General features: G+C 59.6%; 12 protein-coding genes, 1 tRNA gene and 1 riboswitch. Of the genes, 8 read left to right on the forward strand and 5 right to left on the reverse strand.

Annotated elements, in window-relative coordinates:
- The first annotated feature begins 211 nt into the window (after positions 1-211).
- The 3 genes from AAHA41_RS11665 to AAHA41_RS11675 all read left to right on the forward strand — a co-directional run bounded on the left by AAHA41_RS11665 (position 212) and on the right by AAHA41_RS11675 (position 4,198).
- Positions 212-1,249, forward strand: a complete 1,038-nt coding sequence (locus AAHA41_RS11665) for an acyltransferase family protein (protein WP_323068669.1) — start codon at positions 212-214, stop codon at positions 1,247-1,249.
- A gap of 218 nt (positions 1,250-1,467) precedes the next feature.
- Positions 1,468-3,510, forward strand: a complete 2,043-nt coding sequence (locus AAHA41_RS11670) for a TonB-dependent siderophore receptor (RefSeq protein ID WP_323068670.1) — start codon at positions 1,468-1,470, stop codon at positions 3,508-3,510.
- Positions 3,511-3,574: 64 nt separating this feature from the next.
- Positions 3,575-4,198, forward strand: a complete 624-nt coding sequence (locus AAHA41_RS11675) for a PepSY-associated TM helix domain-containing protein (RefSeq protein ID WP_323068709.1) — start codon at positions 3,575-3,577, stop codon at positions 4,196-4,198.
- Between the two features lie 202 nt (positions 4,199-4,400).
- On the opposite strand, the gene AAHA41_RS11680 is transcribed toward AAHA41_RS11675, so the two are convergent.
- Positions 4,401-4,486, reverse strand: a tRNA-Leu gene (locus tag AAHA41_RS11680).
- Between the two features lie 143 nt (positions 4,487-4,629).
- Between AAHA41_RS11680 and AAHA41_RS11685 the strand changes: the two genes are divergently transcribed.
- Entirely contained in the window at positions 4,630-5,163 is a 534-nt protein-coding gene (locus AAHA41_RS11685; protein WP_323068671.1) for an RDD family protein, read from the forward strand.
- A gap of 60 nt (positions 5,164-5,223) precedes the next feature.
- Here the strand turns inward: AAHA41_RS11685 and lptG are convergent, their stop codons facing one another.
- Both lptG and lptF read right to left on the reverse strand, forming a co-directional pair.
- Positions 5,224-6,294 carry an LPS export ABC transporter permease LptG gene (gene lptG / locus AAHA41_RS11690; RefSeq protein ID WP_041210090.1) on the reverse strand — a complete coding sequence of 357 codons (1,071 nt, stop codon included), beginning with the start codon at positions 6,292-6,294 and terminating at the stop codon, positions 5,224-5,226.
- 25 nt (positions 6,295-6,319) lie between these two features.
- Positions 6,320-7,432: an LPS export ABC transporter permease LptF gene (lptF, locus tag AAHA41_RS11695; protein ID WP_042030159.1), complete on the reverse strand. Its 1,113-nt coding sequence runs from the start codon at positions 7,430-7,432 to the stop codon at positions 6,320-6,322.
- A 172-nt stretch (positions 7,433-7,604) separates the two neighbouring features.
- Between lptF and pepA the strand changes: the two genes are divergently transcribed.
- The 3 genes from pepA (at position 7,605) to AAHA41_RS11710 (ending at position 12,662) form a co-directional block, all read left to right on the forward strand.
- Entirely contained in the window at positions 7,605-9,113 is a 1,509-nt protein-coding gene (gene pepA, locus AAHA41_RS11700) for a leucyl aminopeptidase (RefSeq protein WP_033115499.1), read from the forward strand.
- Between the two features lie 175 nt (positions 9,114-9,288).
- The gene (locus AAHA41_RS11705) at positions 9,289-9,744 is read left to right on the forward strand and encodes a DNA polymerase III subunit chi (protein WP_215802286.1); all 456 of its coding nucleotides are present in this window, start codon (positions 9,289-9,291) and stop codon (positions 9,742-9,744) included.
- Between the two features lie 65 nt (positions 9,745-9,809).
- A complete protein-coding gene (locus tag AAHA41_RS11710) occupies positions 9,810-12,662 on the forward strand; it encodes a valine--tRNA ligase (RefSeq protein ID WP_323068673.1) in 2,853 nt (950 codons plus the stop codon).
- 60 nt (positions 12,663-12,722) lie between these two features.
- Here the strand turns inward: AAHA41_RS11710 and AAHA41_RS11715 are convergent, their stop codons facing one another.
- On the reverse strand, positions 12,723-13,709 hold the full coding sequence (locus AAHA41_RS11715; RefSeq protein WP_323068674.1) for a sodium:calcium antiporter: 987 nt from the start codon (positions 13,707-13,709) through the stop codon (positions 12,723-12,725).
- Positions 13,710-13,797: 88 nt separating this feature from the next.
- Positions 13,798-13,904, reverse strand: a riboswitch (yybP-ykoY riboswitch).
- A gap of 172 nt (positions 13,905-14,076) precedes the next feature.
- Between AAHA41_RS11715 and AAHA41_RS11720 the strand changes: the two genes are divergently transcribed.
- Positions 14,077-14,664: a superinfection exclusion B family protein gene (locus AAHA41_RS11720; protein ID WP_041210085.1), complete on the forward strand. Its 588-nt coding sequence runs from the start codon at positions 14,077-14,079 to the stop codon at positions 14,662-14,664.
- Between the two features lie 75 nt (positions 14,665-14,739).
- Here AAHA41_RS11720 and AAHA41_RS11725 read toward each other — a convergent pair whose 3' ends face one another.
- A complete protein-coding gene (locus AAHA41_RS11725) occupies positions 14,740-15,594 on the reverse strand; it encodes an AraC family transcriptional regulator (RefSeq protein WP_323068710.1) in 855 nt (284 codons plus the stop codon).

A 15,594-nucleotide genomic window follows, 5' to 3' on the forward strand; every position in this document is an offset into this window, starting at 1 on the left:
CAAAAAGCGAGGCTCCTGCCTCGCTTTTTTCATGCCGGCCATAGCCATTGCAAACGGGGGCCAGATCACACCTAAAGTAACCCTCTCCGCCACCCCGTTACGAAATGTAACCGCTCAATAGCGTGATTCACATTAACGGAATCAATGAGTTGTAAATCAAACACCACACTTTTAGCGTGCTGGCTCAACCCTGTAACCTCGAGCAAGCAATATGCGCATATCCAGTATCGAGTGTGGGCGGGTAATCGCCATATTGGCCGTGATGACCATTCACGTATCCCCTTTCGCTCACCCCTTCGACCCCACGCAGTGGGGTAGCGAGAGCTACCTCTGGCTCAGCGGCATCATCAACCAGCTCTGCCGCTTTGCCGTACCGCTGTTTTTCCTCTGTGCCGGCTATTTTCTGCAACCCAAGCTGAGTGCTGGAGCACCGATGAGCGTGGCATGGCGTTACTGCCGCCCCCTGCTCCAGCTCTGGCTGGTCTGGAGCCTCGTCTACCTGCTGGTGCCCTTCAATCCGCTGAATGCCATCGAACAGGGTTATCTGAACTCCCTCAACGCACAGTGGCAGTTCCAGCTCGGAGATACGGTCAATCGCTGGCTGGTCGGCGGCATGATCCACCTCTGGTTTCTGCCGGCACTGATCCTGGCGGTCACCCTGCTGGCGTTTTGCCAGTGGCTTGGCAAGCTGGGATTCGCCCTCATGCTGGGTGCCGGGCTCTACCTGTTGGCACTGCTCGGTGGTTCCTATGCCAAGCCATTGCTGGGAGAGGAGTGGCTATTGCTCACCCGTAACGGCCCCTTCTTCTCCCTGCTGTTTGTGGCAATGGGGGCCCGCTTGCGCCAGCAGCAGTGGCAACCGTCGGCCCGCAGCGGATGGTGGCTACTGCTGGGTGGACTCGCGCTCTATGGGCTGGAAGCCTGCGTTCTGCGCGCTTTTGCCGGTATCCCGCTGACTCGCCACGATTTTCTGCTCGGTTCCGTGCCCTGGGCTGTCGGCCTCTTTGGCCTGTTGCTGGCCCATCCTGACTGGGGTAAGGGAAGCTGGCTCGCCCGCCAATCCCCCAAGGTGCTGGGCCTTTACTGTCTGCACATGATGCTGGTGGTCTGGCTCTTCACCTTTGGCCCGCAGGGCGCTTCCATTCTATGGGAGTTGGTCAAGGTGCCACTGCTGCTGGGTGCCTCACTGCTTGCTTATCGCCTGCTGGCTACCTTGCCTGCGACCCGCTGGTTGCTGCGTACCCAGTAATTTCGTTCTCCGGCCCGCACCTTGCGGGCCAGTCTCCTTGCACAACTCGCCACCCCATCGCCCGCGCTTATCTCCCTCTACACACTTCCATTTTCATCTTGCCACACAAATGAAAATCAATATCATTGGCATCCCGATTTTTTTCGGGACAGATACTAATTACAATTAAATCAACAAGTTCGGGCCATCAGGCCGCACCTTCAAGAGTCAAATTGAATATGCAGCACCCTCACTTTCGCAGAACCCTCATCTCGCTGGCACTGTTCGGTACAGCCCTTCATGCCCAGGCTGCCGATGAAACCATGACGGTCGTCGGCAAGCGCAGCCAGCATGAGGAGGTCGCGACAGCGACCCGCACCAGCACGCCGGCAAAACTGGTGCCGCAAGCCATCGACAGCGTCAAGGCAAGCGAGCTGACCGCCTTCGGCCAACCCACCCTGAGCGAAGCTCTGGCCGGCATTCCCGGGGTCAACGCCAGCGGTGATACCCGCTTCGACGGGGTCAATATCCGCGGCTTCAGCGCCAGCAACGACTTCTATCTCGACGGATTTCGCGATGACATGCAGTACACCCGCGATCTCGGCAATATCGAGCGGGTCGAGGTATTGAAAGGGCCGGCAGCCGTACTCTACGGCCGTGGCAGCACGGGGGGCATAGTGAACCGGGTCAGCAAGACACCGCAAAAGGGACAAGCCTCCAGCGTCACAGCCCGGGTTGGCAGTTTCGACACTCAGCGGCTGGCCGCAGACCTCAATGGTGAAGCGAGCGAGCAGCTGCAACTGCGCCTCAACATGGCGCAGGAGGATAAAGAGAGTTTCCGCAACGGAGTAACCGGCAAACGCACCCTGCTGGCACCATCAGCCAACTGGGAGATCAGCGACAACCTCAACTGGCTGGTGCAGTTTGAGCGCAACGAGCACAACCGCATGCCGGATCGCGGTATCCCCGGCGTCAATGGCCGACCGGCAGATGTGCCACGAGAGTATGTTTACAGCGACACCAGCCGCGACTTCATCGACGATGTGGCGCAGTCGACCCGCTCTCGCCTCTCCTGGGATATCAACGATCAGTGGCAACTGCGCCAGCAACTCGCTTACACCACCCTCGACAGCCAGTTCGACAACACCTATGTCACCAGCGTGAAAGGGGACAAGGTGACCCGCTCCCGCTGGCAGCAGGATTTGAAGGCCAAAAACCTGATCAGCAACACCGAGGTAGAAGGTCAGCTGCAAAGCGGCCCCGTCGAGCATCGTCTGCTCATCGGTTTGGAACAGGATTGGCAGGCACGCACGCCCAAGCTCTATCAGAATGCCGCCCCCATTGCGCCCGGCAACCTCTATGACCCAGGCTCGCTGCCCAGCTACAACGGCCCGATGAAGCTCTCCAGCGATGCCAACCACAAGGTGCGTGGCAACGGCATCTATCTGCAGGATCAGCTCAGCCTGGGCGACTGGCATCTGGTGGGTGGGCTGCGTCGCGACGACTTCACCGTCACCAGCCGCCGCAACGACCTCAACAAGGAGGAGACCCTTTCGGTCACCAGCCTGAGTCCGCGCCTGGGCCTGGTATGGAATCCCCTTGAGGAGCATGCGTTCTACGCCTCCTACAGCAAAACCTTTACCCCGGTGGGCGGCGAGCTGATCGGGTTCACTCCGGGAGATCCCAACAACCAGCTGGAACCGCAGCACACCCGTCTCTACGAAGGGGGCGTCAAGAGCGACTGGCTGAATGGCCGACTGGCGACCACTCTCTCTGTCTACCGGCTGGAGATGTACAACAAACGCAGCAAGGATCCGCTGGATCCCACCAAGGTGATCCTGACCGGATTGCAGCGTACCGACGGGGTCGAGCTGAGCGCCCGCGCCCAGCTGACCGACGAGCTCTATCTGCGTGGCGGTATCGCCATTCAGGATGCCGAGCAGGTTAAGGCGGATGCCGATCTGCAGGGCAAACGGCCGATGAACGTCTCTCGCCAGAATGGCCAGCTGTTCGCCGGCTACCAGAGCGGCAAACAGGGCTGGTTTGGCGAGGCGGGGATGACAGCAGTGGGCGATCGCTTTGCCGACAACGCCAACACCACTGTGTTGCCCGGTTACGCTCGCTTCGATGCCCGTGCCGGTTACCGCTGGCAGCAGTGGGAAGCCGAGCTGAGCGCGGAGAACCTGACCGACCACGAGTATTTCGTCAGCGCCACCGGCGCCACCCAGATTATGCCGGGAACGCCCCGTCAGCTGATGCTGACCGGCAGTTACCGTTTCTGATCCCTCTAACCGACCATCCTCACTGGCCAGCCCTTGCTGGCCAGTTTTTTATGAAACACAGATGATGAAACGCAGAAGAATTCCCCTTCACAACAACAAATGGGTGCGCCGCCTACATGCCTGGGCCGGATTTTTCACCCTTACCCTGATGCTGATCTATGGCATTACCGGGCTCTGGTTGCAGCACAGGGCCGTATTACCGCTACCCGGCCCCCATACCGTCAAGTCGAGCGAAGAGATAGCGCTGACCGCACCACTGGCCAGCCCCGATGAGCTGAAGAGTCTGCTGCAGCAACGCTACGCGGACGGATTCGAGGATGGGCGTGCCATGATCACCCCGGCCCAGCGACTGCCGACACCATCCGGTGAGCTTGCCCTCCCCGCCCGCTGGGAGATGCGTGGCGTCACCCTCACCCACAGCGTGGCCGCCAGCTATGTGGAAGGCACCCTGCTGGTACGCACCGACTTGCAGCAGGCGAACTTTGCCGCCAGCCTCAACCGGCTGCATCGCGGCATGGGAACTGGCCTTGGTTGGCAACTGTTTGGCGATCTCGCCGCGCTGGCACTACTGTTGCTCGCCCTCACCAGCCTCTTTATGTGGACCAAGCTGCACGGCTCACCCAAAGCCGTCGCCCTGATGCTCTTTGGCGGCACTTTTGGCACCTTGCTATTTGCCCTGTGGGGATAAGTTTCTTTTTCATAACAGGCTATTACGCTCGAACGAGCGGAATACTGGCAGAAAAAGAAGCTTTCTGGCGGCAAGAAAAGAGAGGGATAAGCGGGCGAGTTAAAAGAGGAAAAAGCCGCTCCAGCCATGCAGAGCGCCAAGAAATAAAAAGCGGAAAAAACAAAAGGCCATCATTGCTGATGGCCTTTTGTCATGAATTTGATGGTGCCCGGGGTCGGACTCGAACCGACACGGTTATTCACCGGCGGATTTTGAATCCGCTGCGTCTACCGATTTCGCCACCCGGGCAACTGCGAGGGATTATACGAATGGCTGGATGCCATGCAAGGTGTTTTTCGATTGAACACTCCTGTTTGTTCATTTATTCAACGCCTTGCCGACACCGGATCAGTTACATAGAATGCCGCCATCCTTATAATGGAATAAAAACGATGGCCAAGCATAAAAAAGTCCAACAAACCCCCTCCAAGCCTGCGGCAGAGCAACACCCGTCAGCAGGTCTGCTGCGTCGGCTGGGAGCCCTCATCTACGACTATCTGGTCGTCACTTCGCTGCTCGTCATTGCCGGTTTTATCGGCATGGGCGTCGCCAAACTGCTGCTGGTTACCGGCATGGCCAGCGTGCCGGCGGGTGAAGATACCGTCTGGTTGCTGACCCGCCATCCCCTGAGCCTGCTCTATACCCTGTGGCTCGCCTTTGTCATCTGCGGTTTCTACACCTGGTTCTGGACTCGCGCCGGCCAAACCATCGGCATGCGGGCCTGGCGGCTGCGCATCCAGAACGAAGATGGCAGCAATATCCGCATCACTCAGGCGCTGATCCGGCTCGCCACTGCCGCCTTCGGCCTTGGCAATCTGATGTGTCTCTTCAACCGCAAGGCACCGCGTGCTTTCCAGGATATCTGGGCAGAGTGCCAGGTCGTGGTATTGAGCAAACAGGAAAATCTGGAACTGCTGAACAAGTAAGCCTTGCTCGACAAGAATGAAAAAGGGCACCGAAAGGTGCCCTTTTTCATTCCAGAACCGCTACTGTTTGCGGCCGAGGATATAAAGCGATATGCCGCCAAAAAGCAGACTGGGGGCAATCGCCGCCAGGATCGGGGGAACCGAGTAGACCAGCGTAACGGGGCCAAATACCCGATCACTAACGTAGACGGCGAAGCCTGTCATGATTCCCATCAGCATCCGCGCGCCCATGCTCACCGAGCGCAGCGGGCCAAAGATAAACGAGGAGGCCAGCAGGATCATGGCCACCACCGAGAAGGGGGCCAGCAACTTGCGCCACATCTCCAGCTTGTAGCGGCCGGCATCCTGCTTGTTGGCGTCCAGATAGCCGATGTAGTCGCGCAGGCCGGAGATCGAGAGGTTTTCCGGATCGATACTCACCACCCCCAGCTGTTTGGGCGTCAGTTCTGAGCTCCACTCCATCTGGGCATGCTGTTCGCTCTGCACCCGGGTCGGATCATCAAAGCGGGTGACCTGTACCTGCTTGAGCAGCCAGTGGTGCTGTTCAAACGTCCCCTCCTGCGCCTGAACCACATCGATCATCTTGCGCTCGGGGGTAAAGCGGTAGAGGGTGATTCCGGTCAGCGCGCCATCGTTGCGCACCCCGTTGATATTGACGAAGTTATTGCCATCGCGAGCCCACACCCCGTAGGCGGAGACGGTCAACCGCCCTTCGGAGATGGCGCCGGCACGAATATCATCCGCCATCCGCTTGGCAACGGGGGCCACATACTCCCCCATCAGCAACACCAGGATCATCAACGGGATCGCAGTTTTAAGCGCTGCCATCACGATACTGATCTTGGAGCGGCCCGCCGCCTGCATCACCACCAGCTCGGAGCTGGTCGCCAGCTGACCCAGACCGATCAGACCACCCAGAAGGGCCGCCAGCGGGAAGAAGAGCACCGCCTCTTTCGGCATCGAGAGCAGCACATAGTAGAGGGCATTGATCATGTCGTAGTTGCCCTCACCGACCGAGCGCAGCTGCTCCACGTACTTGATCAGACCCGCAAGGCCAACCAGCGTGATCTCACACAGCAGGATCGACATAAAGATGACCCGGCCGATATATCTGTCGAGAATGCCAAACATCAGCAGAAGTTCCTATGTTGCAGCATCATGCTGATTTTCTGTTGAAATAACGCCCTTTCACCCCGTTCCACCAGCTGGTTCCCTGCAGGTTGAGGGGCAAACCGATGAAAAGCAGGTAACCGAGCGGAACCAGGAACATCCCCGGCCAGTAGGGCAACCGGCCGCTGTCGATGGCCGAACGGGCAGCACTGAGCAGCAGGAAGTAAGAGAGATAGAGCATGATGGCAGGCAGCAGCTTGGCGTAACGGCCCTGACGGGGATTGACCCGCGCCAGCGGCACCACCAGCAGGGTCAGCACCGGAATCGAAAGCGGCAACGAGAGGCGCCACTGCAGCTCCGCCATCATGGAGTTGTCCTGGGTACCGAACAGTTCCATGGTCGGCTTGGCTGCCGCCTTGCGGTTGGAGCGCTCCATCTCCTGCTGGCGAATGATCAGGCCGTACTCGCGAAAATCGGAGACCTGGAACTGCTTGCCGGAGAAGTTACCCTCATAGCGGGACCCATCGATCAGGGTCAGCCACTGCAAACCGTTGGCATCCACCGTCACCACCCCTTCGGATGCCACCACCACAGAGGGAGGATTGTTCCCTTCGGGTCGCTGCAGCACGAAGATTTTGTGCAGTTTGGAGCCGTTATCATTCAAATCCTGGATGTAGGCAACCAGACGCCCCTTGTCGAGCTCCATAAAGCGACCCGCCTGCAGGAAGGAGATACCGGGATCAGCCTTGAACTCGTCGATCACCTGATACTCGCGCTCCTTCGCCTGCGGGGCGATCCAGCCGGTATTGAAGGCGGCGACAGCGGCGGTGAGCAGCGCCAGAAACATGGCATTGCGCATCACGAAACGGTGGCTGAAACCAACCGCATGCATCACCGTCATCTCGCTTTCGGCATAGAGGCGTCCGTGAGCGAACAAGATGGCCAAAAACAGGCTGATTGGCAGCATCAACAGCGCCATGTTGGGCAGGTTGAGCAGCAGCAGGGTGGAGACCAGACGTGTCGGTACCTCGCCGTCGGCAGCGTCGCCAATAATCTGGATAAATTGCTGGCTGACAAAGATAAGCAGCAACACGAATAACACTGCCAGCTGGGTTTTCAGGGTTTCCCTGAACAAATATCGGAAAACGATCACAGTCATTCCCAAGTAAACTTGTGTTTTTAGTCGAATGCCTGAAAAATAGGGCCGTATATTGGATTTTTACCAGTTTAAACTGCGGAGCCAGTGGCTGTTCGCTCCGCCTCTGATACCCCAACAAGCACCGCATTATTCAATAAAAGGTGCCTTTTGTCTTTAGGATGTAGGAGATTCCATGGAGTTCAGTGTAAAGAGTGGCAGTCCTGAGAAGCAACGGAGCGCCTGCGTCGTAGTCGGCGTATTTGAGCCTCGTCGCCTCTCTCCGGTTGCCGAACAACTGGACAAGATCAGCGATGGCTATATCAGTTCGCTGCTGCGCCGTGGCGACCTGGAAGGGAAACCAGGTCAGATGCTGCTGCTGCATCAAGTACCGGGCGTGCTCAGCGAGCGCGTACTGCTGGTCGGATGCGGCAAGGAGCGGGAACTCGACGAACGCCAGTACAAGCAGATCATCAACAAGACCATCACCACCCTGAACGAAACCGGCTCCATGGAAGCGGTCTGCTTCCTGACCGAGCTGCACGTCAAGGGTCGGGATACCTATTGGAAGGTGCGTCAGGCGGTAGAAACCACCAAGGCGGGCCTCTACAGCTTTGATCAGTTCAAGACCAACAAGGCCGAGCCACGTCGCCCTCTGCGCAAGCTGGTATTCAACGTGCCGACACGTCGGGAACTGACCATTGGTGAAAAAGCCATCGCTCACGGTCTGGCCGTGGCCAAGGGTGTGCGGGTCTGCCGCGATGTGGCCAACATGCCGCCCAACGTCTGCAATCCGGCCTATCTCGCCTCTCAGGCCCGTCGTCTGGCCGATGCCTACGACAACATCACCACCAAGGTGGTGGGTGAGCAGGAGATGGCCGAGCTCGGCATGAACTCCTATCTGGCAGTGGCTCGCGGCTCCGACAACGAAGCCATGATGGCCATCATCGAATACAAGGGTCATCCGGATGCCAAGCCCATCGTCTTGGTCGGCAAGGGTTTGACCTTTGATTCCGGCGGCATCTCCATCAAGCCTGCCGACGGCATGGACGAGATGAAGTACGACATGGGTGGCGCCGCCTCCGTGCTCGGTACCATGCACGCGCTGGCCCTGTTGCAATTGCCGATCAACGTGGTTGGCGTGCTGGCTGGCTGCGAGAACATGCCTGGTGGCAACGCCTATCGTCCGGGTGACATCCTCACCTCCATGTCCGGCCAGACCATCGAAGTGCTCAACACCGATGCGGAAGGCCGTCTGGTGCTGTGCGATGCGCTGACCTATGTGGACCGCTTCGAGCCGGATACCGTGATCGACGTGGCGACCCTGACCGGAGCCTGCGTCATCGCGCTGGGTCACCACACCTCGGGTCTGCTGGCCAACCACAACCCGCTGGCCCACGAGCTGCTCAACGCCTCCGAGCAGGCGGGTGATCGCGCATGGCGTCTGCCGCTGTTCGACGAGTATCAGGAGCAGATCGACAGTCCGTTCGCCGACATGGCCAATATCGGCGGTCGTCCGGCCGGCACCATTACTGCGGCCGCCTTCCTGTCACGCTTCACCAAGAAGTACAACTGGGCCCACCTGGATATCGCCGGGACCGCCTGGAAGAGTGGCAAGGACAAAGGCTCCACCGGTCGTCCGGTGCCCCTGCTGACCCAGTTCCTGCTGAACCGGGCTGGCGTGGATATCGAAGAGAAAGAGTAACTCTCCCACCCTGTCTGATGCGTGCATCAACGGGGTTGGCGTTACCCTGAATCACAAGGAAGAGGCCCGCCTCTTCCTTGTTTCATTCTTGAATCAGTGAGTTGCAAGCGGAGAAACACCCCGCGAGCCTCATGAGGCGGTCAATAGTCCGTCACTGCAACACGGGATCAACCTGATGAGCCAAGTGACCTTTTACCTGATGAGCGAACAGGATGACGCGCAGGCTTCGGCCATCGAACGGCTCGCCTGCCAGCTCGTAGCCGATAGCTGGGGTGCGGGCCATATCTACCTGTTCTGCGACGATGAGGCTCAGGCTCTGCGCCTCGACGAGCTGCTGTGGCAACTGCCGCCGGAGCGCTTCGTGCCGCACCAGCTGCAGGGCGAAAGCGGTCAGGCACCGGTGGAGATCGGCCACCAGCCGCCACGCCGGCGCTATGCCCGCCTCATCAATCTGGCCAAACAGACACCTTTGTTTGCAGGACACTTCGCTCAAGTGGTAGATTTTGTCCCCACTGACGAAACACAAAAGCAGCAAGCCCGCGAGCGCTACAAGCACTATCGCCAGGCAGGCCATACCCTCGAGATGAGGGATCAGCCCGTCCTTGCCGCACCGGATCCGGCGCAGCCCTGACTGCGCCGCCTGTGATCCACGACGAATCAACACCAGAATCCATCCATCCAGATTACGGCGAGACCATGGAAAAGACTTTTAATCACAACGCCATCGAACAGGCGCTCTACCAGCACTGGGAAGCTCAGGGCTACTTCAAGCCCCACGGCGACACCAGCAAAGACTCCTTCTGCATCATGATCCCGCCGCCGAACGTCACCGGCAGCCTGCACATGGGTCACGCCTTCCAGCAAACCCTGATGGATACCCTGATCCGCTACAACCGCATGCAGGGCAAGAACACCCTGTGGCAGGCAGGTACCGACCACGCCGGTATCGCTACCCAGATGGTGGTTGAGCGCAAGATCGCTGCAGAAGAGGGCAAAACTCGCCACGATTACGGCCGTGATGCCTTCATCGACAAGATTTGGCAGTGGAAGGAAGAGTCCGGCGGTACCATCACCCGCCAGATGCGTCGTCTGGGCGACTCCGTGGATTGGGAGCGCGAGCGCTTTACCATGGATGAGGGTCTCTCCGCTGCCGTGCAGGAAGTGTTTGTCCGTCTTTACGAAGATGGCCTGATGTACCGCGGCAAGCGTCTGGTGAACTGGGATCCGAAACTCAACACCGCCATCTCCGATCTGGAAGTGGAGAACCGTGAGATCAAGGGCCACATGTGGCACCTTCGCTATCCGCTTGCCAACGACGCCAAGACCGCCGAAGGCAAAGATTACCTGATCGTCGCCACCACTCGTCCGGAGACCATGCTGGGCGATACCGCCGTGGCCGTGAACCCGGAAGACCCGCGCTACAAGGCGCTGATCGGCCAGCACATCCTGCTGCCGCTGGTGAACCGTCTGATCCCCATCGTTGCCGACGAACACGCCGACATGGAGAAGGGCACCGGTTGCGTGAAGATCACCCCGGCCCACGACTTCAACGATAACGAAGTGGGCAAGCGCCACAGCCTGCCGATGATCAACATCTTCACTCTGGATGCCCACGTGCGTGCCGAGGCCGAAGTGGTCGATACCAACGGCAACCCGAGCACTGCCTACGAAGCCGCCCTGCCAGCCGAGTTCGCCGGTCTGGAGCGCTTCGCCGCTCGTAAAGCGATTCTGGCCAAGCTGGAAGAGCTGGGTCTGCTGGACGAGATCAAGGATCACGTGCTGCAACAGCCTTACGGCGATCGCGGTGGCGTGCCCATCGAGCCGATGCTGACCGACCAGTGGTACGTGCGCGTGGCACCGATGGCCAAGACTGCTATCGAGGCGGTGGAAGATGGCCGCATCCAGTTCGTGCCGAAGCAGTACGAAAACATGTACTTCTCCTGGATGCGCGACATTCAGGACTGGTGCGTCTCCCGTCAGCTGTGGTGGGGTCACCGCATCCCGGCATGGTATGACGATGCCGGCAACGTCTACGTTGGCCGCAGCGAAGATGAAGTGCGCGCCAAGCACAGCATCCCGTCCGTGACTACCCTGCGTCAGGACGAAGACGTGCTCGACACCTGGTTCAGCTCCGCCCTGTGGACCTTCTCCACCCTGGGCTGGCCGAACAACACCGAGGCACTCAAGACCTTCCACCCGACCGACGTGCTGATGAGCGGCTTCGACATCATCTTCTTCTGGATTGCCCGGATGATCATGATGACCATGCACTTCATCAAGGACGAAAACGGCCAGCCGCAAGTCCCGTTCAAGACCGTCTACATCACTGGTCTGATCCGTGACGAAGAAGGTCAGAAGATGTCCAAGTCCAAGGGCAACGTGCTGGACCCGCTCGACATGATCGACGGCATCTCGCTGGAAGATCTGCTGGAGAAGCGCACCGGCAACATGATGCAGCCGCAGATGGCCGAGAAGATCGCCAAGCGTACCGCCAAGCAGTTCCCGGAAGGGATCGATGCTCACGGTACCGACGCGCTGCGCTTCACCCTGGCGGCGCTGGCCTCTACCGGTCGTGACATCAACTGGGACATGAAGCGCCTGGACGGCTACAACAACTTCTGCAACAAGCTGTGGAACGCCTCCCGCTATGTGCTGATGAACACCGAAGATCAGGACTGCGGTTTTGCCGGTGGCGAAATGCAGTTCAGTCTGGCGGATCGCTGGATCCAGTCCCAGCTGCAAGTGGCCATCCGTGACTTCCGTACCGCCCTCGATACCTACCGCTTCGACATCGCCGCTGGCGTGCTGTACGAGTTTATCTGGAACCAGTTCTGTGACTGGTATCTGGAGCTGACCAAGCCGGTACTGACCAAGGGTTCCGAGGCCGAGCAGCGCGCTGCCCGCCACACCCTCGTGACCGTGCTGGAAACCCTGCTGCGTCTGGCACACCCGATCATCCCGTTCATCACCGAGACCATCTGGAAATCGGTCGCCCCGCTGGCCGGCGTACACGCCGACACCATCATGATTCAGGCCTTCCCGGAGTTCGACGCCGCCAAGGTGGACGAAGCCGCGATGGCGGATCAGGAGTGGGTGAAGGAGTTCATCGTCAGCATCCGCAACATCCGCGCCGAGATGAATGTGGCACCGAGCGTGCCCCTCAACGTGCTGCTCCAGTGCGATGCCAAGGATGCCCAGCGCGCCGCTGACAACGAGGCCTTCCTCAAGTCGCTGGCCCGTCTGGAATCCATCCGCGTACTGGCGGACGGTGAAACCGCCCCGCTGTCAGTGAAGAAGCTGATCGGTGCCACCGAGCTGATGATCCCGATGGCCGGTCTCATCGACAAGGATGCCGAACTGGCCCGTCTGGCCAAAGAGGTTGCCCGTCTGGTGGGCGAGTGCGGCCGCATCGAAGGCAAGCTTGGCAACGAAGCCTTCGTCGCCAAGGCGCCGGAAGCGGTCATCGCCAAAGAGCGCGAGAAGCTGGAAGATTACCGTCTCCAGCTGACCAAGCTGGAAGCCCAGCAGGCCGAAATCGCCGCGCTGTAAGCACCGCCCCAACCGATACAACAAAGCCCCCTGCCAAGGGGGCTTTTTCATATCCGCGCTTCAGCTCACCAGCAGCCAGCCGCAAAAACCGAGATAGAGCAGACCGACCAGCGCCAGCCGCTCGGCGGTCATGGTTCCCTTTCTGAACCCCCACCAGAGCAACCCCACCGCCAGCAACGTCACCAGCGAGGAGGCCATCATGGCGCCATCCAGCAACCAGGGGGTAAAGAGCAAGCAGAACGCCTTGGGGATAGTGCCCTGGATCATCATGGCCCCGGAGATATTGGCCAGCGCCAGCCGGTTTTTGCCCTGCCGCACCCAGATCAGCACGTTCATCAGCTCCGGCATCTCGGTCGCCACCGGACTCAACAGCAGGGCCGCCAGCACCGGCGAGAGGTCAAACAGTTCGCCCATGCTCTCCAGCTGATGGACAAACAGCTGGGCCGCCAGCGCAACCACCACCAGTGCAGCCAGCGTCTGCAGCAACACCTTGCCAAGGGGTGGGATCACCGCATCGGGTGCCAGCTTGAGGGGCTCCGGCAGCTCGACCTCATGGCTGTCGCTCTGTTTCAGCTCGCGCCTTACATAGACGAGGTAGACCAGCAGGAAGAGCGGGGCCAGCCAGCTCTTGCCGGTGAAGACGACCAGCCCCAGCGCGGTCGCCACCAGAAAGATCCCCATAAACCAGCGCTGATCCCGGCCAATCTCGCGCTGCACCTCGCCATCGATGGCGCGCTCGGTACGCCCCATGCAAAGCAGCAGGGTGAGGCCGACTGCCGCATAACCGATGGTGGCCAGCACCAGCGGCCCGCCAAGGGCGGCACCAATACCGATCTCCTGCTGGGCGGTCGTGTTGCCCATCAGCAAAGCGGTCAGGGTGACGATGCACTCGGGCAGCGCCGTACCCAGTGCCGCCAGCAGGGAGCCGGTGGCGCTTTGGGATAGTTTGAAGTGGTGGCCGGTCCATTCGATGCCGTTGACGAAGTATTCGCAGGCAAGGTAGATGGTGACCGCAGAGACGAGAAATAACAGCAGGGTAATCAACATAATAGATACCGCCAGGCGAGCAGAGTAACCAATGGACCCGACATGGCTCGCCCGGCTGGCGTGCATATCGAGGCCAAAGGTCTTGCAGAGCGATAGTGCCTATCGCCGCCCATGCCATGGATACGAGGATCCAAGAGTGTTGACATGGGCCCTGCCCGGAATGCGGGCGGGTTGCTACTCCCCAATGACTGAGGGGACGTTTTACCAACTCGACCGCCGCCTCACAAGGCAAATTAATTACAACTCATTCAATAAGTTGTAAGGGAATGTAACCTCGCCAGCCTCCCCTCCCCGCTGCCATTGCGCTGTTGGCACACCGATTGCTGTAGGTAGTTCACTATCCACAACAGTTTGGGAAGGATGAACAATGAAACGGTGGATCCAACATTTCTATCAACTGAACCGCCTCAACTGGATGATGGTCTGGTTGTTGCTCTGTTGCAGCATCATTTTGCTGTTTCCGGCCGGACTGATGAAGGGGGCCGTCAGCCAGTGGGCCACGACCCACGCGGCCTGGCTGGGTGTCGGCATGCTGATCGCCATCTCCTACTTCTGCAGTCAGGGATTCCTGATCGCCTGGGAGTGGGCCTGTGACGAGTGGCAGGCACGCCGCCAGCAGGATCAACTGGCCCAGATGATCAGCTTCCTCGATTTCAACGAGAAGGCGGTGCTGCGCGAGTTCGTGTTGCAGCGCAAAAGCGTCATAAACCTGCCGATCACCGAGCCCGCCGTCAAAAACCTGATGGATGCCGGCGTCCTCACCTACGCCTACGGCAAACCGACGCGCGAGAAAGAGGACGAGAACCAGATCCGCGCCCTGATGATCGCCTTGCCCGCCCGACCGCTGCTCACCTACAAGGTGCTGGGGCTGTCGCGTGGCAAGATGAGCGACGAGCAGGTGGAGCAGATCATGAATGCCAGACCCAAGTTCGCCCAGAAGAGTCTGCAGCGCTAATCAGCGCCCGCTGATATAAAAAGAGCCGGACACAGTCCGGCTCTCTCGTCTCTGCAGGATCCCGCTGGTTTTTGGCTAACCCTTCAGGCTGGAGCAGAAGCTCACATCGGCCACCTTGGTCACCGGATCAAAGCTGTGATAGAGCTCGAAGCAGGGGCGATCGTCAAATTCCCAACCGGCCGCCACCACCTCGCCAATATGTTGCTGCCAGAGTGCGGGGTACTGGGCCGGATCGGTAACCGTCATGCGTGACAGGCCATAGCGGCCGCCCGCCAGCTGCTGGATCTCCACATTGCCACTTCCCCTGGCGCCCGCTGGCACGGTGACGCAGATATCAGTGCGGCACTGCTGGGGAGCCGTCACTTCGGGGTTGTCGTGGTAGATGAAGATCCACTCCCCCTCGGCCAGCCCCAACCCGGCAGCCCACTGATAGAGCTGGTCACACACCGGCTCATAGCCTGCGCCGTAAGGGCCGGTGACCCGGATATAGGCCAGGGTGCGCGCTGCCATCTGTTCGGTTTTCATCTGTAGCCTCCTTTCACTGGAACGGCCTTCAGCATAATCAGAGACCCGGGCCGCCGCGTGTCCATTCTTGCTCAGTTGCAAGAGTGACGGCTGGCGGCGCAACATCCCCGGCGCCATGGCAAACTGCTTGCGAAACGCCTTGGCAAAGGCCTGTGAGCTGGCAAAACCGGCCGAGAAGGCAATCTCGGTGATCGGGTCGCGACTGTAGCAGAGAGAGCGAGCTGCCCGCGCCAACCGCAGGCGGCGCTGCATCTCGGCCGGGGTTTCACCGGTGACTGCGGTAAAGACCCGATGAAAGTGATAGCTGGAGAGTGAGGCGAGGCTAGCCGCCTCGCTGAGACAAAGCTCGGGATTCTGCTCCAGCGCCCGGATCACCGGGCGCAATCTGGCCTGATAATCGACCAT

It is taken from the genome of Aeromonas sp. SER (genome assembly GCF_038739615.1).
In the GTDB taxonomy this organism is placed as follows: domain Bacteria; phylum Pseudomonadota; class Gammaproteobacteria; order Enterobacterales; family Aeromonadaceae; genus Aeromonas; species Aeromonas jandaei.